Consider the following 23,101-nt stretch of genomic DNA (forward strand, 5'->3'; position numbering starts at 1 on the left):
GCGGGCACCTCTTCGTTGTCCGTCGTCCCATGTTCCGGATAATGATCGTCCTGTTGTCAGTGGGGACCGGTACGCTCGAAAGCACGATGACAGAGGACCTCTCACCGGCCGAGCGGTATGCGGCGGCCCGCAAGCGGGCCGCCGAGCAGGCCACCGCGCTCGCGTCGTTCCGCGAGATGTACGACTTCGGCCTCGACCCCTTCCAGATCGAGGCCTGTCAGGCGCTCGAAGCCGGAAAGGGTGTTCTGGTGGCCGCCCCCACCGGCTCCGGCAAGACGATCGTGGGCGAGTTCGCCGTCCACCTCGCCCTCATGCAGGGCAAGAAGTGCTTCTACACGACACCCATCAAGGCCCTGTCGAACCAGAAGTACGCCGACCTCTGCCGCCGCTACGGCGACGGCATGGTCGGCCTCCTCACCGGTGACAACAGCATCAACCCGGACGCCGCCGTGGTCGTCATGACCACCGAGGTCCTGCGGAACATGCTGTACGCGGGTTCCCAGACCCTCATCGGCCTCGGCTACGTGGTCATGGACGAGGTCCACTACCTCTCCGACCGCTTCCGCGGCGCCGTCTGGGAAGAGGTGATCATCCACCTCCCGGAGTCCGTGACCCTGGTCTCCCTGTCGGCCACCGTCTCCAACGCCGAGGAGTTCGGCGACTGGCTCGACACCGTCCGCGGCGACACCGAGGTCATCGTCTCCGAGCACCGGCCGGTCCCGCTCTTCCAGCACGTGCTCGCCGGACGCCGGATGTACGACCTGTTCGAGGAGGGCGAGGGCCACAAGAAGGCCGTCAACCCCGACCTCGCCCGGCTGGCCCGCATGGAGGCGCAGCGCCCGTCGTACCAGGACCGCAGACGCGGTCGCGCCATGCGGGAGGCCGACCGGGAGCGGGAGCGCAGGCAGCGCTCCCGGGTGTGGACACCGGGCCGCCCCGAGGTCATCGAACGGCTCGACAACGAGGGCCTGCTGCCCGCGATCACCTTCATCTTCAGCCGCGCCGCCTGCGAGGCCGCCGTCCAGCAGTGCCTGTACGCGGGTCTCAGGCTCAACGACGACGAGGCGCGGGAGAAGGTGCGCGCCCTGGTCGAGGAGCGCACCTCGTCGATCCCGCCGGAGGACCTGCACGTCCTCGGCTACTACGAGTGGCTGGAGGGCCTGGAGCGCGGCATCGCCGCCCACCATGCCGGCATGCTCCCGACCTTCAAGGAGGTCGTCGAGGAACTCTTCGTCCGCGGCCTGGTGAAGGCCGTGTTCGCCACCGAGACCCTCGCGCTCGGCATCAACATGCCCGCCCGCTCGGTGGTGCTGGAGAAGCTCGTCAAGTGGAACGGCGAGCAGCACGCCGACATCACCCCCGGCGAGTACACCCAGCTGACCGGCCGTGCGGGCCGCCGCGGCATCGATGTCGAGGGCCACGCCGTGGTGCTCTGGCAGCGCGGCATGAGCCCCGAGCACCTCGCCGGGCTCGCCGGCACCCGCACCTACCCGCTGCGGTCCAGCTTCAAGCCGTCGTACAACATGGCGGTCAACCTGGTCGAGCAGTTCGGGCGGCACCGCTCGCGTGAGCTGCTCGAGACGTCGTTCGCGCAGTTCCAGGCCGACAAGTCGGTCGTCGGGATCTCCCGCCAGGTGCAGCGCAACGAGGAGGGGCTCGCCGGCTACAAGGAGTCCATGACCTGCCACCTCGGCGACTTCGAGGAGTACGCGCGGCTGCGGCGGGAGCTGAAGGACCGGGAGACCGAACTGGCGCGGCAGGGCGCCTCCCAGCGACGCGCCGAGGCGGCCGTCGCCCTGGAGAAGCTCAAGCCGGGCGACGTCATCCACGTGCCGACCGGCAAGTACGCGGGCCTTGCACTGGTGCTCGACCCCGGGCTGCCCGCCGGACGGTCCAACGGCCACCGCGGCTTCGAACACCACGACGGCCCCCGGCCGTTGGTCCTGACGGCCGAGCGGCAGGTCAAGCGGCTCGCCTCCATCGACTTCCCGGTGCCGGTCGAGGCGCTGGAGCGGATGCGGATCCCCAAGTCCTTCAACCCGCGTTCCCCGCAGTCCCGTCGGGACCTCGCCTCCGCGCTGCGCACCAAGGCCGGGCACATCCCGCCGGAGCGGGCCCGTAAGAAGCGCTCGCAGGCGGCCGACGACCGGGAGATCGCGCGGCTGCGCACCGCGATCCGGGCGCACCCCTGCCACGGCTGCAACGACCGCGAGGACCACGCCCGCTGGGCCGAGCGCTACCACCGGCTGATCCGGGACACCTCCCAGCTGGAGCGGCGCATCGAGGGGCGGACCAACACCATCGCCCGGACCTTCGACCGGATCGTGGCGCTGCTGACCGAGCTGGACTACCTGCGCGGCGACGAGGTCACCGAACACGGCAAGCGGCTGGCGCGCCTGTACGGCGAACTCGACCTGCTCGCCAGCGAATGCCTGCGGGCCGGCGTGTGGGAGGGGCTCAGCCCCGCCGAACTCGCCGCGTGCGTCTCGGCGCTGGTGTACGAGGCCCGGACCGGCGACGACGCGATGGCGCCCAAACTGCCCTCCGGGAAGGCCAAGGCCGCACTCGGCGAGATGGTCCGGATCTGGGGACGCCTGGACGCCCTGGAGGAGGACTTCCGGATCAACCAGACCGAGGGCGTCGGACAGCGCGAACCGGACCTCGGCTTCGCCTGGGCGGTCTACATGTGGGCTTCGGGGACGGGTCTGGACGAGGTGCTGCGGGAGGCGGAGATGCCCGCCGGTGACTTCGTCCGCTGGTGCAAGCAGGTCATCGACGTGCTCGGGCAGATCTCGGCGGCCTCTCCTGTGGCGGGCTCGACCGTGGGGAAGACTGCGCGGAAGGCGGTCGATCTGGTGCTGCGTGGGGTTGTGGCCTACTCGTCGGTGGGGTGACCGGCGCGTCGGCGGGTGCGGGTGTGTGGGGGCGGGGGCTGGTCGCGCCCGCGCGGCGGTAGCCGCACATCGAATACGGCCCCGCGCCCCCACGCAGGCGGGTCGCCTCAGCCCTCGCTCAAGTAGTTCCGCCAGCCTCCGTACCAGGTGATGTCCTCGGCGTCCGTCAGCGCGCTCGGTTCGCACAGGAAGCCGGGGACGCTGGTGCCGTCCGCCAGCTCCACGCTGCCCAGTGCCATCGGGCGGGGGAGTGTCGCGAGCAGGCGGCCCAGGCCCTCGGGGGGCAGGCTCCACACCTCCGTCTCGATCGCCGCGCCGCCCTCGCCCACGTGGACCAGGCCCGGCTTGGGCGGGGTCGTCGGCAGGGCGTGGAGGCGGTACACCGGGGCCGTGGTCGTCGTACGGTCCAGTACCGCCCCCAGCGCCAGGAGCTGGGGATTGAGCGGCTGGCCCGTCAGGTGGGCGCCGACCACCGCCAGGCTCACCCGGGGCTCCAGGGCGCGGGCGATCGTGGTCAGCCGGTCGTCCGTGAACGCCGGGCCGATCAGCATCACGCCGAACGGCAGGCCGCCCACCTCGCCCGCCGGTACCGCCACCGCGGCCAGGTCGAACAGGTTCGTCGAGTTGGTGAAGCGGCCCAGGCGGGCGTTGGCCCCCAGCGGGTCGGCGGCCACCTCGGCGAGGGTGGGATGGCCGGGGGTGGTGGGGAGCAGCAGGGCGTCCGCGTCGCCGAGTTCGGCCAGGGCGCGGGTGCGCAGGTCCGCCAGGCGCTCCTGGTCGGTGAAGAGCCGGTGGGCCGGGATGGCACGGGCCCGGGTGATGATGCCTGCCACGGTGGGGTCGAGACCCTCGCCACCGGACGAGATCAACTTGTCGACAAAGGCGCCCACGGCCGTGTAGCGCTCGGCCACGAACGCGCCCTCGTACAGCATCGCGGCCGCCTCGGTGAAGGGGGTCAGGTCGAGCGGGCGGATCGAGGCGCCGGCGGCGGCCAGACGGCGCACCGCCGCCTCGTAGGCCTCGGCCCAGCCCTCGTCCAGCTCACCGAGCTGGGTCAGGGGCGGGACGGCGACGCGCCAGGGGCCCGGGGGGCGCTGGGGGAGGGGCGGGAGGGACCGGTCCGGGTGGTATGTGACATAGCACAGTGCCTGCTCCGCCTCCGCCAGTGTCCGGGCGAACACCGTCACGCAGTCGAGGGAAGCGCAGGCCGGGACCACACCGGCCGTCGGGACCAGGCCGCGGGTCGGCTTGAGGCCGACGATGCCGTTGAAGGCGGCGGGGACCCGGCCGGAGCCGGCGGTGTCCGTGCCGAGGGCGAGGTCGACGATGCCGAGGGCCACGGCGACGGCCGAGCCGGAGCTGGAGCCGCCGCTGATCCGGCTGGGGTCGATCGCGTTGCGGACCGCGCCGTGCGGGGAGCGGGTGCCGACCAGGCCGGTCGCGAACTGGTCGAGGTTGGTGGTGCCGAGGACGAGTGCGCCGGCCGCCCGCAGCCGGGCCACGGCCGGCGCGTCGGCCTCCGGTTCGTAGGCGTACGCCGGGCAGCCCGCCGTGGTGGGCAGGCCGTGCACGTCGATGTTGCCCTTGGCGGCGAACAGCCGGCCCGCGAGGGGGAGGTGCTCCCCCGCGGCCACCCGCTCGTCGATCGCGCGGGCCTCCGCCTCGGCCTCGGCCCGCGGGCGCAGGTCGATCCAGATCTCGGGCCGGTCGACGGCCCCGATGCGCGCGTAGGCGGCGCGGACCCGGGAGAGGGTGCTGGACATGGTCGTGCTCCTGTCGCTCAGTTCGGGGCCGGTGCCAGGACGAGCAGGGCCGTGCCCGCCTCCACCTGGTCTCCGGGCCGGGCCAGGATCTCCGTCACCACACCGGGCACCGGCGCGTGCACCCTGGACTCCATCTTCATCGCCTCCAGGGCGAGAAGCGGCTGGCCCGCCGACACCTCGTCGCCCGGCGCCACGTTCAACTGCCATACGGAGGCCGCGTACTCGGCCTCTATCAGGCGGCCGCCCGGCGGGACGGACACCTCGGCCGGTGCGGCGGCCGGTGCGGCCGAGGCCTCCGCCCGCGCGAACTCGCCGGCCGCTTCCCAGGCGTCGCGCTCCGCCGCGAAGGCCGTCTGCTGACGTGACCTGAACTCCGCTATGGATGCGGCGTGTTCGGCGAGGAAGCTCTCGTACGCGGCGAGCGAGAAGGTGCCCTCCTCGATGCGCGGGACGAAGCGGCCCGAGGTGATGTCGGCGCGCAGGTCGAGGAGTTCGTCCGCGGACACCGGGTACCACCTGATCCGGTCGAAGAACCGCAGCAGCCACGGCATGCCCGGCTCGAACGCGCCGCGCTGCTGCCAGCCCGACCACACCTGGGTGGTACGGCCCACGAACTGGTAGCCGCCCGGACCCTCCATGCCGTAGATGCACAGGTAGGCGCCGCCGATGCCGACGGAGTTCTCGGCGGTCCAGGTGCGGGCCGGGTTGTACTTCGTGGTGACCAGGCGGTGGCGGGGGTCCAGCGGGGTGGCGACCGGGGCGCCCAGGTACACGTCACCGAGGCCGAGGACCAGGTACTCCGCGTCGAAGACCGTGCGGTAGACCTCGTCGGGCGAGTCCAGGCCGTTGATCCGGCGGATGAACTCGATGTTCCACGGGCACCAGGGCGCGTCGTCGCGGACGCCCGCCATGTAGCGGGCGATCGCCTCGCGGGTCGCCGGGTCGTCCCAGGACAGGGGGAGGTGGACCGTGCGGGAGGGGACCACGAGTTCGTCGGTGGGCGGCAGTCCGACCACGATCTCCCGTACCGCGCCCAGGAGTCCGGTCTGGGGCAGGACGCGGGGGTCGGTGCGGATCTGGAGGGAGCGGATGCCGGGCGTGAGGTCCGTGACCCCGGGCAGCTGCGCCGCCGTCACCGCCTCCATCAGCGCGTGGACCCGCATCCGCAGGGCGAGGTCGAGCTGCATGGGGCCGAACTCGACCAGCAGGTTGTCGTCGCCGCTGCGCCGGTAGGTCACGTCACCGTCGCGGGCCAGGACCCCGCCGTCGACGATCTCGGCGCGGGGGGCGCCCGTGACGTCGACGGGGGTGAAGCGGACCGTGTCGCCGGGACGGAGCTGGCCGAGCTTCCAGCGTTCGCCGCTCAGCACGGTCGCGGGGCAGACGAAGCCGCCCAGGGAGGGGCCGTCCGGGCCGAGCAGGACCGGCATGTCGCCGGTGTAGTCGACGGCGCCGACCGAGTACGGGGTGTCGTGGATGTTGGACGGGTGCAGGCCCGCCTCACCGCCGTCGGTGCGGGCCCAGCGCGGCTTGGGGCCGACCAGGCGTACTCCGGTGCGCGCCGAGTTGAAGTGCACCTTCCACTCGGCCGCGTAGAAGTCGCGGATGTCGTCCTCGGTGAAGAACTCCGGGGCCGCATGGGGGCCTTCGACGGCCGCGAGCTGCCAGGCGGTGGTGAAATGCGAGCGGTCGGCGACCGGCGCGCCGTCCGTCACGGCGCCGCCGTGCAGGACGTCACCCGTGCGCAGCGCCCGGCCGCCGTGGCCGCCGAACCGGCCCAGGGTGAAGGTGCTCGCGCTGCCGAGGAAGCCGGGGACGTCCAGGCCGCCGCCGGCGAACAGGACGTAGGTGCGCAGGCCGTGCTCGGCGGGGGCGCCGACCTCCAGCAGGCCGCCCGCCGGGACGGTCACCGGCTCCCACTGGGCCGCGGGGGCGCCGTCGACGGTCACCGTGGCCGGGGCGCCGGTCACGCAGACGGTGGTGGGGTGGGTGAAGCGCAGGGACGGACCCTGGAGGGTGCATTCGAGGCCGGGCGCGCCCTCCGGGTTGCCCAGGGCGCGGTTGCCTAGGCGGAAGGAGCGGTCGTCCATCGGGCCGCTCGGGGGGACGCCGACCTGCCAGTGGCCGGTGCGGCCCGGCCAGTCCTGGACCGTGGTGAGCGTGCCCGCGGCGACGACCTCGATCCGGGGGGTGGGATCGGTCACCGTGGCGAGGATGGCCGTGGAGTGGGCGGCGGAACGGAAGCGGGGGTCGGCGAGCGCGGCGCGGACCAGGCCGAGGTTGGTCTCGATGCCGTCGACGCGGGTGCGGGCCAGCGCCTCGTCCAGCCGCCGCAGCGCCTCGGCGCGGTCGGCGCCGTACGCGATCACCTTGGCGAGCATCGGGTCGTACGACGTCGTCACCTCGGTGCCGGTCTCCACCCAGCCGTCGACGCGCACCCCGTCCGGGAACTCGACCCGGGTCAGCAGACCCGCGCTGGGCCGGTGTTCGCGGGAGGGGTCCTCGGCGTAGACGCGGGCCTCGACGGCGTGGCCCCGCGGGGTGCCCGGGTCGCGGACCACGTCGGTCTCGCCGCGGGCCAGGCGCAGCATCCAGGCGACCAGATCGACGCCGTAGATCTCCTCGGTGACCGGATGTTCCACCTGGAGGCGGGTGTTGACCTCGAGGAAGTAGGCCTCCTCGCGGGCCGCGTCGTACACGAACTCGACCGTGCCCGCGGAGCGGTAGCCGACCGAGGCGCACAGATCGCGGGCGGCGTCGGCGAGCCGGGCCCGTACGTGGCCGGGCAGGCCGGGGGCGGGGGCCTCCTCGACGACCTTCTGGTTGCGGCGCTGGAGGGAGCAGTCCCGGTCGCCGAAGGTGACGACCCGGCCCTCGCCGTCGCCGAAGACCTGGACCTCGACATGGCGGGCGCGCTCGACCAGGCGTTCCAGGAAGACCCCGGAGGAGGAGAAGGAGGCGGCGGCGACCCGCTGGACGCGGTCCCAGGCGTCGGTGAGTTCGTCGGCCGATCGACATGCCGACATACCGATACCGCCACCGCCGCCGGTGGCCTTGAGCATGACCGGGTAGCCGATCGCGGACGCCTCGCGCAGGGCCTCGGGAAGGCCGTGCAGCAGACCGGTGCCGGGCGCGAGGGGGACACCGGCGGCCTGGGCCGCCGCACGTGCGGTGTGCTTGGCGCCGAACAGTTCCAGCTGTTCGGGGGTCGGGCCGACGAAGACGATCCCGGCCTCCGCGCAGCGCCGGGCGAAGTCGGCGTCCTCGGACAGGAAGCCGTAGCCGGGGTGGACCGCGCCCGCGCCGGTGTCCTTGGCCGCCTTGAGGACCAGGTCGGCGTCGAGGTACGACTCCTTCGCGGGCGCCGGGCCGAGCCGGACCGCCTCGTCGGCGAGGCGCACGTGCGGGGCCGAGCGGTCGGGGTCGGAGTAGACGGCGACCGTGCGCAGGCCCAGTTCACGGGCTGTGCGGATGACGCGGACGGCGATCTCGCCCCGGTTGGCGACCAGCAGCTTGTCGAAGGAGGTCATGCCGCGGCCCCGGTGATCGCCATCGCCACGGCCGTCGGGTCGAAGCCGTTGCAGGGGTTGTTGATCTGCGGGCAGTTGGAGACCAGGACGAGGACGTCGCGGTCGGCGCGCAGGGACAGCTTCCGGCCGGGGGCCGAGAGCCCGTCGACGATGCCGAGGGTGCCGTCCTGCTCGACGGGCACGTTCATGTACCAGTTGATGTTGGAGACCAGGTCGCGTTTGCCGAGGCCGTGCTTCGCGCCCTCCGCGAGGAAGTTGTCCACGCAGGCGTGCTGGGACCAGGTGTGGTGGCCGTAGCGCAGGGTGTTGGACTCCTTGGAGCAGGCGCCGCCGACCGTGTCGTGCCGGCCGACCTCGTCGGCGGTCACCGTCATCAGCGGCGTGTGCTCGTTGGAGAGCAGCACACTGCCGGTGGTGAGGAAGATGTTGCCCTGGGCGTGGACGGTGTCGGGCGCGCTGTAGCGGACCGAGGTGTCGTGGGCGTCGTAGACGAGGAAGTCCACGGCCTGGTTGCCGTGCAGGTCGGTGATGGTGAGGGTGTCGCCCCCGGCGATCACCGCGGACCAGGCGGCGCGGGCCGGGACGACGGCGGTCTGCGTGCTCGTGCTCATGCGAGCCCCCTCGCGGCGAGGAATTCGGCGGTGTTGAGGAAGGCGCGGCGGCCTTCGGGGGTGGCGTCCCAGAGCGCGGAGCCGGGCGGGGTGGGCGCCGCGCGCCAGGCCAGCACCTGCAGGGGGGTGCTGATGTAGTCGGGGCGCGGGTCGGCCGGGTGCGGGACGTTCGCGATCAGCACGGTCACGTCCTGCTCGGCGCGGAGTGTGACGCTGCCGCCGGGGCCGGCCGGGCCGGTGAAGTCGAGCGAGCCGTCCGCGCGGACCTCCACGCCCTGGAAGAACGACAGGGACGGCGGCAGGTCGCGTGGTTCCAGGCCGTTCTTGGCCGCCGCCAGCTTGAACAGCTCGCGGCCGGCGGGGGAGGGCGACTGCGGGGTGCCGTCGCCGTACCGCTCGGTGTTGCGGACCAGGGTGGAGGTGCCGCACAGCGCGTCGTGCCGGCCGGAGGTGTCGGCGACGACGGAGGCGAGGACCCGGCCCTGGTCGGAGAGGAGCAGGACGCCCTCGCCGAGGTAGGCGTTCCACTGGACCTTGACCGTGTCGGCGACGTTCAGCCGCTCCCAGGGGCGGCCGTCGGCGTACAGCAGGAGGTGGGCGCAGGCGTCGCCGGCCGGGTCGGTCAGGCGCAGTTCGGTGCCGCGGGCCAGGACGCGGTGCGTGTAGTTGCCGCCCGCCACCGTCTCGGCCCACACCAGGTGGCCCGCCTCGCAGGGCGGGTCCGGCCAGTCGGCGGCCGGTACGACGGGCATGGCCTCGGCGCGGGTGCCCGCCTGGGCGCGGGCGTGGGCGCGGGCTCCGTACGTGGTCGCTGTCGCCATCGCTGACCTCCGGCTCCTTGGATGGGGGGATTTCTGTCGCCCGACAGAAATTAGGGGCGGGCCGGGTCGGCGGCGTTGCCGCGGCGTAACGGCCCGGTTGCCGAGGGCTCACCGGGGGGGCGCTGGCCGGTCCGGGGGTGGCGTCGGCGTGATCGCCGTACGGGGTCGTGTGCGAGGATCGAACGCATGGGGACGAGCAGTGGCCGCCGGGTCGGCCGGCCGCGGGTCGCGCAGCGACCGGACAGCGGTCTCGAACCGCGGGCCGAACTGCTCGCGGCGGCGGCCGAGTTGTTCACCACCCGCGGCTACGCGGCCACCACCACCCGGGCCGTCGCCGAACGGGCGGGCATGCGGCAGGCGTCGATGTACCACTACGTCTCCGGCAAGGAGGATCTGCTCGCCGAGCTCCTCGAGTCCACCGTCACGCCCTCCCTGGCGTGCGCGCGGGAGCTGCTCGCGGACGACGCGACCCCCGCCGAGGAGCGGCTGCGGGTCCTGTGCCGGGCCGACGTGGAGCTGCTGTGCGCCGGGCCGCACAACCTCGGCGCGCTCTACCTGCTGCCCGAGGTCCGCACCGAGCGGTTCGCCGGGTTCCATGCCGTACGCGCCGAGCTCAAGGACGCCTACCGGCAGTTGATCGCCGGCACGGCGGCCGGCGGGGCGCTGGCCAAGGGGGAACTGGAGCTGCGGACCGATCTCGTCTTCGGGCTGATCGAGGGCGTCATCCTCGTCCACCGCTCCGAACCGGAGCGCTCGGCCCGCGAGTTCGCCCGCGCCACGGCCGAGGCCGCGCTGCGGATCGTGGGGGTCTGAGGGGGCCCACCGGGGCGGCGCGGGTCGAGCCCCGGAGGCTCCTTTCACCCGTCACGGTGAGTGGCGCCCGTACACCTGTACGCAGTTACGGGGCGTGTTCGATCGAATGCCCTGCGTGCAAAACGACCGAGGGTACTCCAGTCCTCCGGGCGTTTTCAGGTGCTTGCCGAATATGACACGGCGTTGATCCGGTCGGACTAAGCTCGCCCGCGGCGCACCGAGTTGAGGTGAATTCGTGCGCCTGTTCCCAAACATACGGAAGATCCAGACTGCTCCATGAACCTTCCCCCCACGAGCTCCCCCGACACCCAGCCGATTCGTCTCAGAAGGCATACATGGTGAGTGTGCAATCGCCTCCCGATGGCCGTGAACTTTCCCTGGCGCGCGTGCTGTTGCTGCCCGCCATACTGATGGCCGCGGCGACCGTCGCCGCCGTCGTCCTGGTGGCGGGGTCCGCCCGGATCGCCGTCGGCGTGTGCGGGGCCGTCGGCATGCTGCTGGTGCTCGCGACGGCGGCGGAAGCGGTGCGCCGCGGCCGCAGGCTTCAGGACGCCCGTGCCGAGCACGACCGTCACAGCGCGTATCTGGAACGGCGCCTCGCCGCGAGCGAGGAAGAGATCGAGCACCTCGGCCGGGAGGTCTTCCCGACCGCGCTCTACCGGCTGAAGGCCGGCGAGTCACCCAAAGAGGTGGTCCGCCAGCTCTTCGACGTCGACCCGCGGATGCGCCACGCCCCCGAGTCGCAGCGCCGGCTGATCCGCATCATGCTCGACATCGTCGACGAGGAGGACCTCCAGCGCGACTCCCTGGAGCGCTCCTTCGTCAGCGTCGCCCGCCGCGTCCAGGCCATCGTCCATCAGCAGGCCCACGAACTGCGGGAGATGGAGGAGGACCACGGCCGCAACCCGGAGGTCTTCGACGACCTGCTGCGCATCGACCACGGCACGGCGCTGATCGGTCGCCTCGCCGACTCGGTCTCCGTCCTCGGCGGCGGCCGTCCCGGCCGTCAGTGGCCCAACCCCGTCGCCCTCTACAGCGTGCTGCGCGGCGCCATGTCCCGGATCCTGGAGTACCGGCGCATCGAGCTGCACTCCATCTGCCAGGTCAACATCAAGGGCACCTCCGTCGAGCCGGTCATCCACGCGGCCGCCGAACTCCTCGACAACGCCACCCGCTACTCGCCGCCCTCCACCAAGGTGCACGTCACCGCCGTCGAGGTGCAGTCCGGTGTGTGCATCGAGATCGAGGACGCCGGCGTCACCCTCAACGAGGAGGCCCGCGACCGCCTGGAGGGCCTGCTGGAGAAGGCCAAGCAGGGCAAGGACATCCAGGTCCTCGGCGAGAACCCGCGGCTCGGCCTCTCGGTCGTCGGCCGCCTGTGCAAGACCTACAACATGGACGTCTCGCTGCGCCCCTCCGCGTACGGCGGCGTCCGGGCCGTCCTCATCGTGCCCAGCGACATGATGACCACCGACCCCGCCCCCGGCATCGCCCACGGCATCGGCGCCACCGGCATCCCCCAGCCCGAACTGGGCGCCCTCGAAGGCCCCAAGCGCCCGCCCAAGCGGCGCCGGCCCACCAGCCCCCGGATCCCCGCCGGGATCTCCATGGAGGACGACGTCCCCGAGGTCACCGAGTGGACGGCGGGCGGGCTGCCGCAGCGACGCAGCCGGATGAAGACGCCGCTGAGCCAGCGGATCGCCGAGCAGGCCGCCATCGAGCGTGCCGAACGCGAGGGCAACCCGACCATCTGGTCGCAGCACAAGGAGCCCGAGCCGGAGCCCGAGCCGGAGCGCCGCGAGCCCGGCCTCTGGGTCGATGCCTTCTGGGAGGGGCTCAAGAAGAACAACCCGGGTGTCCACCCCACCGACTTCACCCGGAACCCCACCAAGTACCTGCATCTGATCAACGATCCGGCCGGCACCGAGGCCGACGACGAGGGGGACCTCAAGTGATCCAGCAGCGAGGCAACTTCGACTGGATGCTCAAGCAACTCGCCGACGGCGTACCGGGCGTCGAGATGATCGTCGTGCTCTCCGCGGACGGCCTGCGCATCGCCCGGCACGGCGGCGACCCCGACGCCGCCGACCGGCTCGCCGCGGCCTGCGCGGGCGTGCAGAGCCTGGCCGGCGCCGTGGCCCAGGAACTCCCCATCAGCAACGGCGACATGAACCTCGTCCTGATCGAGATCGACAGAGGCTACTTCTACCTCATGTCCGCCGGCGCCAACGCCTACCTCGCCGTGCTCGCCGACGTCACCTGCGAACCCGGCCGGATGAGCGAGATGATGCGCGACCTCGTCGTCCGCATCGGCGCCCACCTCACCAGTCCGCCCCGGCGGAACGGGCAGACCGTATGACTCCTCCGCAACGCAAACGGCGCCGGCCCAGGCCGGAACTCGCTCCACCCGCGGTCCCGTCCGCGCCGCCGGCCCCCGAGAACGGCGGCGAGGACGAGGACAACAAGAACCCCGAACGGCTCTACGTCATCAGCGGTGCCGACGGCGCCCGGGCCGAACTCGACCTGGTCACCTTAATCGTGGCGCGCGCCGCCGCACCGCCCTCCGTCACCCCGGAGCAGGCGGCGCTGCTCCGGCTCTGTCTCGCGCCGCTCTCCGTGGCCGAGCTCTCGGCCTACCTCAACCTGCCGTTCAGCGCGATGACGGCACTGATCACCGAGCTGATCACGGCCGAACTGGTGCAGGCGCGCGCCCCGATCGTCCGCCAGGCGCTCCCCGACCGTTCACTTCTCGAAGCGGTGATGCATGGACTTCAAAAGCTCTGAGACGATCCCCGGCCCCCGCACCGAGGATCATCTGCCGCACACCGCCCAGGCCGCGGTGAAGATCGTGATCGTGGGCGGCTTCGGGGTCGGCAAGACCACCATGGTCGGTTCCGTCAGCGAGATCAGACCGCTGACCACCGAGGAGACCATGACCCAGGCCGGTATCGGGGTCGACGACAACTACGGCTCCGACTCCAAGACCGCCACCACCGTGGCCATGGACTTCGGCCGCATCAGCATCACCGACCAGCTGGTCCTCTACCTCTTCGGCACCCCCGGCCAGGAACGCTTCTGGTTCCTGTGGAACGGCCTGTTCGAAGGCGCCCTCGGCGCGGTCGTCCTCATCGACACCCGGCGCCTGGAGGTCAGTTTCGACGTGATGGGACGCCTGGAGGAGCGCGGCGTGCCGTTCGTCGTCGCCGTCAACTCCTTCCCCGACGCGCCCCGTTACCCCGTCGAGGAACTGCGCACCGCGCTGGACCTGCCTCCCGACGTCCCCATCATCGAGTGCGACGCCCGCCGCCGGGCCTCCAGCCGGGACGTCCTGATGACGCTGATGCGCTTCCTGCACTCGCTCGCCATGTCCGGCGCGCTCACCTGACACCCGGGCTCCCCCCGTCTCCTTCCGACTCCTTCGCATTCCTTCGAACTCTTTCGGATCTCCTCGGAGCGATCACTGTGACGCCTGAATCCCCCTTCCAGGCCGGCGCCAGCACGGACCCGGTCCCGCCGCCCGGCTGTCCGGCGCACGACCGCGGCCCCGGCGGACTGGAGCGGCTCTACGGCACCGACGCGGACCACCTGGGCGAGCTGTACGAGAGGCTGCGCGAGGAACACGGCGCCGTGGCGCCCGTCCTGCTCCACGACGACGTGCCGATCTGGGTGGTCCTCGGGCTCACCGAGAACCTCCAGATGGTCCGCACCCCCGCCGTCTTCACCCGGGACAGCCGCATCTGGACCCCGCTGCGCGAGGGCATGGTCAAACCCGACCACCCGCTCATGCCGCACATCGCCTGGCAGCCGATCTGCTCGCACGCCGAGGGCGACGAACACCTGCGGCTGCGGGCCGCGGTCCAGGGCGCCATGACCACCATCGACCACCGCAGCATCCGCCGCCTCATCGGCCGCTACACCCAGCTGCTGGTCAACGAGTTCTGCGAGAAGGGCCGCGCCGAACTGGTCTCCCAGTACTCCGAGCACCTGCCGATGGCCGTCATGTGCGAACTCCTCGGCATGCCCGAGGAGTACAACGACCGGATCGTGGAGGCCACCCGGGACGCGCTCAAGGGCACCGAGACCGCGATCGCCAGCAACGAGTACGTCATGGGAGCCCTGACCCGGCTCACCGCCCGCCGCAGGGCCCGCCCCGAGGACGACTTCGCCAGCCACCTCGTCAACCACCCGGCCGGGCTCAACGACGACGAGGTCGCCCAGCACCTGCGGGTCGTCCTCTACGCCGCCTACGAGACCACCGCCAACCTCCTCGCCAACGCGCTGCGCATGGTCCTCACCGAGCCCGGCTTCCGCGCCCAGCTCAACGGCGGCCAGATGACCGTGCCGGAGGCGATCGAGCAGTCCCTGTGGGACGAGCCGCCGTTCAGCACCGTCTTCGCCTACTTCGCCAAGCAGGACACGGAACTCGGCGGCCAGCGCATCCGCAAGGGCGACGGCCTGCTCTACGCGCCCGCACCGGGCAACGTCGACCCGCGGGTGCGCCCCGACCTGAGCGCGAACATGCAGGGCAACCGCTCGCACCTCGCCTTCGGCGGCGGGCCGCACGAATGCCCCGGCCAGGACATCGGCCGTGCCATCGCCGACGTCGGCGTCGACCAGCTGCTGACCCGGCTCTCCGACATCCAGCTCGACTGCGACGAGGAGGAACTGCGCTGGCGCGCCTCCATCGCCTCCCGGCACCTGGTGGAACTGCCGGTGCGCTTCGACCCCAAGCCGAAGCAGGACGTCACCCTGATGCCGAGCCCGGCCCTCGTCCCCCCGCAGCGCACCGACTGGCAGGCCGGCCTCCCCCGCCCGGCAGCACCGGAACCGGTCCCCGCCCCCGAGCCCCAGCCGGCGCCGGTGGCCGTGTCCGCCTCCGAACCGGCCAGGCCCCACGGCATCTGGCCCAGGCTGCGCCGCTGGTGGCTGGGCCGCTAACGGACCCGGCCACCGGCCCACGACCGGTACGACTCCCACGCCTGCAGCGTCCGCCCGCTGCACAGCCGGTGCTCCGTCCCCGTGACCGGATCGGTGAACTCCAGCCGCCGCGCCAGCAGTTGCAGCGGCCGCCGGAAGTCACCGTCCGGCACGGGGCCGGTCACGACCGGATACAGCGGATCACCGAGAATCGGCACACCCAACGCGCTCATGTGGACGCGCAGTTGATGGGTCTGGCCGGTGCGTGGGATGAGCCGGTACCGTCCCAGGTCACCTCTGCGTTCGACCAGCTCGACGACCGTCTCGGCGTTGGGCTCCCCGTCGGTCTCCCGCGCCGCCGGTACCCCGCGCTCCTTGAGGATCCGGCTGCGCACGGTCCGGGACACGGCGAGCGAAGGGTCGTACGGCGCGATCGCCTCGTACTCCTTGCGCACCCGGCGCTCGCTGAACAGCGTCTGGTACGCCCCCCGCTCCCCGGGCCGCACGGTGAACAGCACGAGCCCGGCCGTGAGCCGGTCCAGCCGGTGCGCGGCGCCCAGCGCGGGAATCCCCAGCTCCCGCCGCAACCGGGCCAGCGCCGTCTCGGTGACGTGACTGCCGCGAGGGGTGGTGGCGAGGAAGTGCGGCTTGTCGGCGACGACGAGGTGATCGTCCTGGTGGACGACGTCGAGGGGGAAGGGGACGGGGACCTCGGGGGGCAGGTCGCGGTGGAACCAGAGGTAGCGGCCGGCGGAGTACGGCGCGTGGGCGGCGACGGGGTGTCCGTCGGCGCCCACGACGAGCCCCGCGTCCAGCATCTCCTCGACCACACCGGGTGCGGCTCCGGAGAGCCGGGCGACGAGATAGGCGCCGACGGTCTCCCACTCCTCGGAGAAGGGCAACCGCACCCGAACGGGATCCACTCCCCGGCGCTGGGGGAGAGGGGAGGGGGGAGGGGCGGTCTTGCGTCTCATGTGCAGCCAAGGGTACGGGCATCGCCCCCTTCTCGGGGGCGCGGGGACCTGCGCGACCAGCCCGCACGCACCCGCACCCGACCCGCTACGCCACAGCCTCCTCCGGCACCGCGACCGTACGCCTGGACTCCGCCCGGGTGAGCCTCCAGACGCCGCCCACCACCACCGTCCCGACCAGGAACAACATGGTGAACCACCGGAAGTACCAGTGTCCCCCGCTGGGGTCGTACACGGCCTCCCGAGGCCATGCCAGATTCACGGTCATCACCAGCCCGTACAGCAGCGCGACCACGTTCACCGGCACCCCCCACCGCCCCAGCGAGAACAGCGGCGCCCCGGTCTCGTCCGTCCCCTCGACCCGGAACTCCCCGCGCAGCCGCCGCACCAGCAGCGGCCCGGTCACCATCGCGTACGCGAGGTACAGCATCACGATGCACGTGGTCCCGATCGCCAGGAACGCGTCCGGCGACGCGAAGTTGAGCAGCAGCAGTACGGCGGCCAGCACCCCCACCACCACGGCCGGCGCCCCCGGCATACCGGTACGCGGATTCACCCGCGCCAGCCGCTCGGCGAACGGCAGCTGCCCGTCCCGCGCCATGGAGAACAGCATCCGCGAGGCCGCGGTCTGGATCGCCAGCGTCGCCACCGCGATGGCCACCGCCACGTCGGCCAGCAGCACCCGGCCCACCCCGTCGCCGAGGCTGCTGGTGAGGACGTAACTCAGCCCGTCGACCCCGAGGTGCCCGTCGGTCAGGCTGGGCGCGGCCAGCAGGCCGCCCAGGATGACCAGGCCGCCGAGCAGGCCCGCTGCGGTCAGCGCCGTGAGGATGGTGCGTGGTGCCGTGCGCCGGGGGTGGTGGGTCTCCTCGCTCATCTCGCCCGCGCTGTCGAAGCCGATCATCACGTACGCGGCGGTGAACGAGCCGACCAGGAGGGCGCCCAGCAGACCGCCCTCGGCGGCCGTACCGGTGTGGAAGGTGATGCCGGGGGAGCGCTTGGAGTGGGTGAGCAGCAGCACGACGATCAGGGCCGCGCCGATGATCTCGGCGGTCACCCCGACCCGGTTGACCACGGACATCACCCGGTTGTCCATGACGTTCACCAGCGTGGTCAGCACCAGCAGGACGACGCCCAGCACGGCGGCGTTGGCGGCCCCGTCGGCCGAGGTCACCGCGGTGTCCGTGCCGATCAGCTGGAAGCCGGACCAGAGCGCGGGCAGCACCATCTGGAGGGCGAGCGCGGCCGCCGCGACCACCACGACCTGCCCGATCACCATGATCCAGCCGGCGAACCAGCCGAAGGACGGGTTCGACAGGCGGGAGGACCACTGGTAGATGGCGCCCGAGATCGGGTAGCGGCCGGCCAGTTCGGCGAAGCACGCGGCCACGAGCAACTGGCCTGCCAGGACGGCCGGCCAGGCCCAGAAGAAGACCGGGCCGCCGAACGCGTACCCGAAGGCGAAGAACTGGAAGACGGTCGTCAGTACGGAGATGAAGGAGAACCCGGCGGCGAACGAGGCGTACCGGCCGAGGCTGCGATGCAGCTCCTGGCGGTAGCCGAACTCCTGCAGGGAGCGGTCGTCGGACTCCTTCAGGGAGTGGTCGTCGATGGTCGTCACGGCGGTACCTGCCTGTCAGGCGGATTTCCTGTCGGGCGACAGAAATTAGGGACGCGCTGTTTCGAAGGCGTCACACCGGCATGTCCGGGGCGGTCCCAAGTCCTCACGCCCTTGCGTGATCGCTTCCATCGCGATACATCGTGTGCATTGACGTCTGCCGTGGAGACGCGATATGTTCGGCCACGGATATTCGGAAGCGAGGTGGTCGGCGTGGCGGTGAAACGGCGCAAGCTCAGCAATCCTCTGGCCCTCGTCGTGCTGACGACCCTCCTGCAGGGTCCGATGCACCCGTACGAGATCGCCCAGACCATGCGCCGGCAGGGCAAGGACACCAGCACCCGGATCAACTACGGCTCGCTCTACACGGTCATGCAGAACCTGGAGAAGCACGGCTTCGTCGAGGTGGCCGACGTGGAGCGGCAGGGCAACCGCCCGGAGCGCACGGTCTACGGCATCACCGACGCCGGGCGTGACGAGACGGTCCACTGGCTGTCCGACCTGATGGCCGTCCCGGTCAAGGAGTACCCGATCTTCGAGACGGCGCTCTCGCTGATGGGCGCCCTGCCGCCGGACGAGGTCCAGCGTCTGCTGGAGGAGCGGCTCAGCGTCCTGGAGGTCGAGGTCACCGGCGGCCGGGCCGTGCTGGAGAAGCTGCACGAGACATTGCCCCGACTCTTCGTCGTCGAGGTCGAATACCACCTGCACATGCTGGAAGCGCAGGCCGAATGGGTCCGCGGCTTCGTGCGGGAGATGCAGGACGGATCGCTGCCGGGCGTCGAGAGCTGGCGCCGGTTCCACGAGACCGGCGAGTTCCCGCCGGAGTTCACGGAGGCGGACCGGTAGCAGAAGGCCAACAGAAACAGACCCCGGCGGAGCTGTTGCAGCAGCCCCGCCAGGGTCTCGAACCCCGAGCTGAACCCGCCGTGAGGCAGATCCGGGCGTCGAGGTGCGGCACACCCAGGATAGCCCGGTGCTCCTCAGGCGGATCAGCTGTCATCCCCTCATTCAGGAGAGCCCTGTCATGAACACCCGTGCGCCCGCAGTGCAGGCGCGCCAGCTGATCAAGACCTATCCAGGCGACGTCACCGCGCTCAACGGCATGGACGTCACCGTCGAACCCGGCACCGTCTTCGGCCTCCTCGGGCCCAACGGCGCCGGCAAGTCCACCACCGTCAAGATCCTCACCACCCTGGCCCGCCCCGACTCCGGCACCGCCACCGTGGCCGGGCACGACGTGCTGCGCCACCCCGACCGGGTGCGCCGCGCGATCGGCGTGGTCGCCCAGAACTCCGGGGCCGACCCCGTCGCCACCGGCCGGGAGAACCTCCAGCTCCAAGGCAGGCTCTACGGCCTGCGGGGGGCCGCGCTGAACCGCCGGGTCGACGAACTGCTGGACCGCTTCACCCTCACCGACGCCGCCGGCCGCCAGGTCAAGGGCTACTCCGGCGGCATGCGGCGCCGGCTCGACGTGGCCCTCGGCCTGGTCCACCGCCCCGAGGTGCTCTTCCTCGACGAGCCCACCACCGGGCTCGACCCCGAGGCGCGCACCGCCATGTGGGACGAGATCGGCCGGCTGGCCGGTCAGGAGGGCCTGACCATCCTGCTCACCACGCACTACCTGGAGGAGGCCGACCGGCTCGCCGAGCGGATCGCGATCGTCGACCGCGGCCGGGTCGTCGTCGAGGGCACCCCGGACTCCCTCAAGGGCGAACTGCGCGGCGACGCCGTCCACGTGGAGCTGCGCGAGGCGCCCGGGGAAGCCGGCCGCACCCTGCTCACGGGCGCGCTCACCGCACTGCAGGGTGTGCACGAGGCGCTGTTCGACGGGCGCCGGATCAGCGCCCGCGCCGACGACGGGGCCGCCGCGATGCCGGCGCTGCTGGCCGCCCTGGAGCGGGCCGGGGTGACCGTGGTCGCCGCGACCGTCGCCCGGCCCTCCCTCGACGACGTCTACCTGCGCTACGCGGGCCGCCGTTACGCGGAAGCAGACGGCGCCGCCGGCGCCCTCGCCCTGGCCGGAGGTGCGCGATGAGCAACGCCGTGTCCCAGACCTGGTACATGACCCAGCGCCAGCTGGTGGTGTTCGCCCGGCAGCCCGCGTTCGCCGTCATCACCTTGATCCAGCCGGTGATCTGGCTGTTCCTGTTCGGCAACCTGTTCAGGAAGGTCGTCGAGCTGGGCGGCTTCGGCACCACGTCCTACCTGGACTACCTAGTGCCGGGCGTGGTCGTGATGAGCGCCCTCAGCTCCAACATGTGGGCCGGCATGGGCACCCTGGAGGAGATCCAGCGCGGCACCCTCAACCGCTTCCTGACCACACCGGTCAGCAGGGCCGCGCTGATGAACGGCAACGTGGTGAACAACGGCCTGGTCACCGCCGGCCAGTCGCTGATCATCGTGCTGCTCGGCCTGCTGGGCGGCGCCGACTACCCCGGCGGGGTCGGCGGCATCGCCGTCCTGCTGGTGTCCGCCGTCCTGCTCGGCACGATCTTCGGCGCGCTCTCCAACGCCCTCGGCATGCTGGTGCGCGAGCGGGAGTCGATCATCGGGATCAACACCTTCCTGCTGCTCCCGCTGACCTTCCTGTCCAGCGCCTTCATGGCGCCGTCCCAGATGCCCGGCTGGATGCGGCACATCGCCGACTTCAACCCGCTCAACTGGGCGATGGTGGCGAGCCGTTCGGCGCTGTCGGCGGACCCCGACTGGGGTGCGGTGCTCGGCCGCGGCGGGGCGCTGCTGGCGCTGGCGGTGGCGGCCGTGTGGCTGTCGATCAGGACCTTCAGGTCGTACCAGCGGTCGGTGTGACCGGCACGCGGTACCAGTGGTCGGGGTGACCGGCACGCGGTACCAGCGGCCGGGGTCACCGGCGACGGGTGGCGGCACCTCCTCGTGAGGTGCCGCCGGCCGGCTCACGCGGCGGTGGCGCCGCCCTCCTGCTCCTCTTCGATCCGGGCGTTCCACTCCCGCTTGGAGGCCTGCCAGCCGTCCTCGTTGTGCCCGAGACGCCAGTAGCCGGAGATCGACAGGTCCTCGCGCGGGATCTGGCGCTCCACACGCAGCAGCGCCCGCAGCTCCTTCACGAAACTCGCCTCGCCGTGCACGAAGGCGTGCACCCGGCCCTCCGGGAAGTCCAGCCCCCGTACGGCGGCGACCAGGGCCTCGCCGACCGGCCGTTCGCCCCGGTGCAGCCAGACGACCTCCACGTCGGAGTCGATCTTCTGCTCCTCCTCGGGGCCGGAGACCTCGACGAAGGCGAACGTCTTCGTCCCGGCCGGCAGGGACTCCAGGGCACGGGCGATCGCCGGCAGCGCGCTCTCGTCACCGGCGAGCAGATGCCAGTCGGCCTCCGTGTCGGGGGCGTAGGCACCGCCGGGGCCCATGAAGCGCACGGTCTCGCCGGGCTGGACCCGGCAGGCCCAGGGCCCGGCCAGGCCCTCGTCGCCGTGCACCACGAAGTCCAGGGTCAGCTCCCGGTGTTCGGGATTCCAGGAGCGCACGGTGTAGGTACGGGTCACCGGCCAGTGCTCACGGGGGAACTCGGCCCTGATCCGCTCCATGTCGAAGGGCTCCGGGTAGCTGACGCCCGCCGGCCCGAAGAGGAGTTTCACGTAGTGATCGGTGCAGGTGTCCGCGGCGAAACCGGCCAGCCCGTCACCGCCGAGGACCACGCGCTGCATGTGCGGGCTCAGCCGCTCGGTGCGCACCACCTGAGCGGAATGGGGCTTACGCGGCTTACGTCCCGGGCGCTCTGCCATGACCGGCCTCCCTACTCAATGGTTAGGTTTACCTAAGTTAGCACCTCTTTTCCGGTGAACACCTCTTCCATGAACACTTGATGAGCGGGCTTTGCCGGAACATTCCCTCCGCGGGGTCCTCCCAAGGTTCCTCCGGGGTCCTTCGTCGTCAGGCCGTCGTCGGGTCGTGGTCACCCCAGCGTCGCCAGCAGGCGGTTCAGCGAGCCGCCCAGGCCCCAGCGGGCGGCGAGGGCGTCCAGCCGCACCGGGTCCCGGGGGGCCTTCGGCAGAGCCGTGTCGACCTCCGGCAGCGGCACGTCACCGGCGACCCGGACCACCTTCGGTGCCACGGCGACATACGGCCGGGCCTCGTCCAGCCGCTTGCGCTGCGACGGCGTGAGCTTCGCCTTCGGATCGTCGACCGCGGCCATGATCCCGGCCAGGTCGCCGAACTCGGCGAGGAGCTTCGCGGCCGTCTTCTCGCCGATGCCAGGCACCCCGGGCAGCCCGTCGCTCGGGTCGCCGCGCAGCAGCGCCAGATCCGCGTACCCGCCTCCGTCCACCCCGTACTTCTCGCGCAGCCACGCCTCGTCCGTCATCTGCAGCGTGCCGACGCCCTTGAGCGGGTACAGCACCCGCACCCCGCGCGCGTCGTCCACCAGCTGGTAGAGGTCGCGGTCGCCGGTGACGATGTCCACCGGGCCCGCGGCGCGCGCGGTGAAGGTGCCGATCACGTCGTCGGCCTCGTACCCGGCGACCCCGACCCGGGCGATGCCGAGCGCGTCCAGCACCTCCTCGATGACCGGCACCTGCGGGGAGAGGGTGTCCGGCACCTGCTCCTCGTCCGGCCCCGTCTCGCGCTCCTCGGCGACCCGGTGCGCCTTGTAGGAGGGGATGAGGTCGACCCGCCACTGCGGCCGCCAGTCCGCGTCCATGCAGGCCACCAGCAGATCCGGCCGGTGGTCCTTGACCAGCCGGTCGATGAAGTCCAGCAGTCCGCGCACGGCGTTCACCGGCGTGCCGTCCGGCGCCTTCACGGAGTCCGGGACGCCGAAGTAGGCGCGGAAGTACAGCGAGGCGGTGTCGAGAAGCATCAGTCGTGCGGTCACGCGAGGCATCATGCCGTACGGCACCGACAGCGACCGGCGGTGCCGCCGCCCTCACCCACGAAAAGGATCCGGCCAACCACAGAGCGCTACGGCACTGCCCAGACCTTTCCGTCCCGCCACCGGAACGGCCGACCGTGCGTTCGACGCGCCCCCGCCCCCGTCCACGTGCGCCGAGGCCCCCCGACCTCGTCGCGATACCGCGTGACGCCGGGGAGCCGGCCGCAACTCCTCTCCGCCCTGCGGGACTTCCGCGTCCGGCGGACACACCCCGGAGCACCGCCCCGACCAGGCGGTCCTCGCCCGGGGCGGCGCCGGGA

Annotated in this window: 18 protein-coding genes; 10 read left to right on the plus strand and 8 right to left on the minus strand. The window is 72.0% G+C overall.

All coding sequences use genetic code 11. From position 1 onward, the window contains the following. Positions 1–41 precede the first annotated feature (41 nt). Positions 42–2,894, plus strand: a complete 2,853-nt coding sequence (locus tag BLW82_RS34380; protein ID WP_093505107.1) for a DEAD/DEAH box helicase — start codon at positions 42–44, stop codon at positions 2,892–2,894. Positions 2,895–3,001: 107 nt separating this feature from the next. On the opposite strand, the gene atzF is transcribed toward BLW82_RS34380, so the two are convergent. Genes atzF through BLW82_RS34400 form a run of 4 tightly spaced genes read right to left on the minus strand, consistent with a single transcriptional unit; the run spans position 3,002 to position 9,619 of the window. Continuing rightward, positions 3,002–4,657: an allophanate hydrolase gene (gene atzF, locus BLW82_RS34385; RefSeq protein WP_093505109.1), complete on the minus strand. Its 1,656-nt coding sequence runs from the start codon at positions 4,655–4,657 to the stop codon at positions 3,002–3,004. A 17-nt stretch (positions 4,658–4,674) separates the two neighbouring features. Further along, a complete protein-coding gene (locus BLW82_RS34390; RefSeq protein ID WP_093505111.1) occupies positions 4,675–8,187 on the minus strand; it encodes a 5-oxoprolinase/urea amidolyase family protein in 3,513 nt (1,170 codons plus the stop codon). Further along, on the minus strand, positions 8,184–8,798 hold the full coding sequence (locus BLW82_RS34395) for an urea amidolyase associated protein UAAP2 (protein ID WP_093505113.1): 615 nt from the start codon (positions 8,796–8,798) through the stop codon (positions 8,184–8,186). Before BLW82_RS34395 ends, BLW82_RS34390 begins: the two co-directional genes overlap by 4 nt. Then, positions 8,795–9,619 (minus strand): urea amidolyase associated protein UAAP1, encoded by an 825-nt coding sequence (locus BLW82_RS34400; protein WP_093505115.1) that lies wholly within the window; start codon positions 9,617–9,619, stop codon positions 8,795–8,797. The genes BLW82_RS34395 and BLW82_RS34400 overlap by 4 nt, the downstream gene beginning before the upstream one ends. Before the next feature lie 186 nt (positions 9,620–9,805). On the opposite strand from BLW82_RS34400, the gene BLW82_RS34405 reads away from it, so the two are divergent. The 6 genes from BLW82_RS34405 to BLW82_RS34430 all read left to right on the plus strand — a co-directional run bounded on the left by BLW82_RS34405 (position 9,806) and on the right by BLW82_RS34430 (position 15,370). Next, positions 9,806–10,432 (plus strand): TetR/AcrR family transcriptional regulator, encoded by a 627-nt coding sequence (locus tag BLW82_RS34405; protein ID WP_093505116.1) that lies wholly within the window; start codon positions 9,806–9,808, stop codon positions 10,430–10,432. Between the two features lie 335 nt (positions 10,433–10,767). After that, the gene (locus BLW82_RS34410) at positions 10,768–12,387 is read left to right on the plus strand and encodes a sensor histidine kinase (protein WP_107408587.1); all 1,620 of its coding nucleotides are present in this window, start codon (positions 10,768–10,770) and stop codon (positions 12,385–12,387) included. After that, complete coding sequence (locus BLW82_RS34415; RefSeq protein WP_046726726.1) at positions 12,384–12,791, plus strand: roadblock/LC7 domain-containing protein; 408 nt, start codon at positions 12,384–12,386, stop codon at positions 12,789–12,791. The genes BLW82_RS34410 and BLW82_RS34415 overlap by 4 nt, the downstream gene beginning before the upstream one ends. Beyond that, a complete protein-coding gene (locus BLW82_RS34420; RefSeq protein ID WP_093505118.1) occupies positions 12,788–13,216 on the plus strand; it encodes a DUF742 domain-containing protein in 429 nt (142 codons plus the stop codon). Before BLW82_RS34415 ends, BLW82_RS34420 begins: the two co-directional genes overlap by 4 nt. Continuing rightward, complete coding sequence (locus tag BLW82_RS34425; protein WP_093505120.1) at positions 13,197–13,817, plus strand: GTP-binding protein; 621 nt, start codon at positions 13,197–13,199, stop codon at positions 13,815–13,817. Before BLW82_RS34420 ends, BLW82_RS34425 begins: the two co-directional genes overlap by 20 nt. A 77-nt stretch (positions 13,818–13,894) precedes the next feature. Then, on the plus strand, positions 13,895–15,370 hold the full coding sequence (locus BLW82_RS34430) for a cytochrome P450 (RefSeq protein WP_093505122.1): 1,476 nt from the start codon (positions 13,895–13,897) through the stop codon (positions 15,368–15,370). On the opposite strand, the gene BLW82_RS34435 is transcribed toward BLW82_RS34430, so the two are convergent. Together BLW82_RS34435 and BLW82_RS34440 are read right to left on the minus strand one after the other, a co-directional pair. After that, positions 15,367–16,323, minus strand: coding sequence for an RluA family pseudouridine synthase (locus BLW82_RS34435; RefSeq protein WP_093505124.1), 957 nt, complete (start codon positions 16,321–16,323; stop codon positions 15,367–15,369). The genes BLW82_RS34430 and BLW82_RS34435 overlap by 4 nt on opposite strands. Before the next feature lie 85 nt (positions 16,324–16,408). Continuing rightward, positions 16,409–17,941, minus strand: a complete 1,533-nt coding sequence (locus BLW82_RS34440) for an amino acid permease (protein WP_093505125.1) — start codon at positions 17,939–17,941, stop codon at positions 16,409–16,411. 210 nt (positions 17,942–18,151) lie between these two features. On the opposite strand from BLW82_RS34440, the gene BLW82_RS34445 reads away from it, so the two are divergent. From BLW82_RS34445 to BLW82_RS34455, 3 genes are all read left to right on the plus strand, one after another. After that, positions 18,152–18,784, plus strand: a complete 633-nt coding sequence (locus BLW82_RS34445) for a PadR family transcriptional regulator (RefSeq protein ID WP_256216040.1) — start codon at positions 18,152–18,154, stop codon at positions 18,782–18,784. Positions 18,785–18,962: 178 nt separating this feature from the next. Continuing rightward, on the plus strand, positions 18,963–19,973 hold the full coding sequence (locus BLW82_RS34450) for an ATP-binding cassette domain-containing protein (protein WP_093505128.1): 1,011 nt from the start codon (positions 18,963–18,965) through the stop codon (positions 19,971–19,973). After that, positions 19,970–20,746 carry an ABC transporter permease gene (locus BLW82_RS34455; protein WP_093505130.1) on the plus strand — a complete coding sequence of 259 codons (777 nt, stop codon included), beginning with the start codon at positions 19,970–19,972 and terminating at the stop codon, positions 20,744–20,746. The genes BLW82_RS34450 and BLW82_RS34455 overlap by 4 nt, the downstream gene beginning before the upstream one ends. A gap of 104 nt (positions 20,747–20,850) precedes the next feature. Here BLW82_RS34455 and BLW82_RS34460 read toward each other — a convergent pair whose 3' ends face one another. Then, positions 20,851–21,696 carry a siderophore-interacting protein gene (locus BLW82_RS34460; protein ID WP_093505132.1) on the minus strand — a complete coding sequence of 282 codons (846 nt, stop codon included), beginning with the start codon at positions 21,694–21,696 and terminating at the stop codon, positions 20,851–20,853. Between the two features lie 170 nt (positions 21,697–21,866). Beyond that, on the minus strand, positions 21,867–22,793 hold the full coding sequence (locus BLW82_RS34465; RefSeq protein ID WP_093508429.1) for a 5'-3' exonuclease: 927 nt from the start codon (positions 22,791–22,793) through the stop codon (positions 21,867–21,869). Positions 22,794–23,101: the final 308 nt, after the last annotated feature.

This window comes from Streptomyces sp. Ag109_O5-10 (genome assembly GCF_900105755.1).
GTDB lineage: Bacteria > Actinomycetota > Actinomycetes > Streptomycetales > Streptomycetaceae > Streptomyces.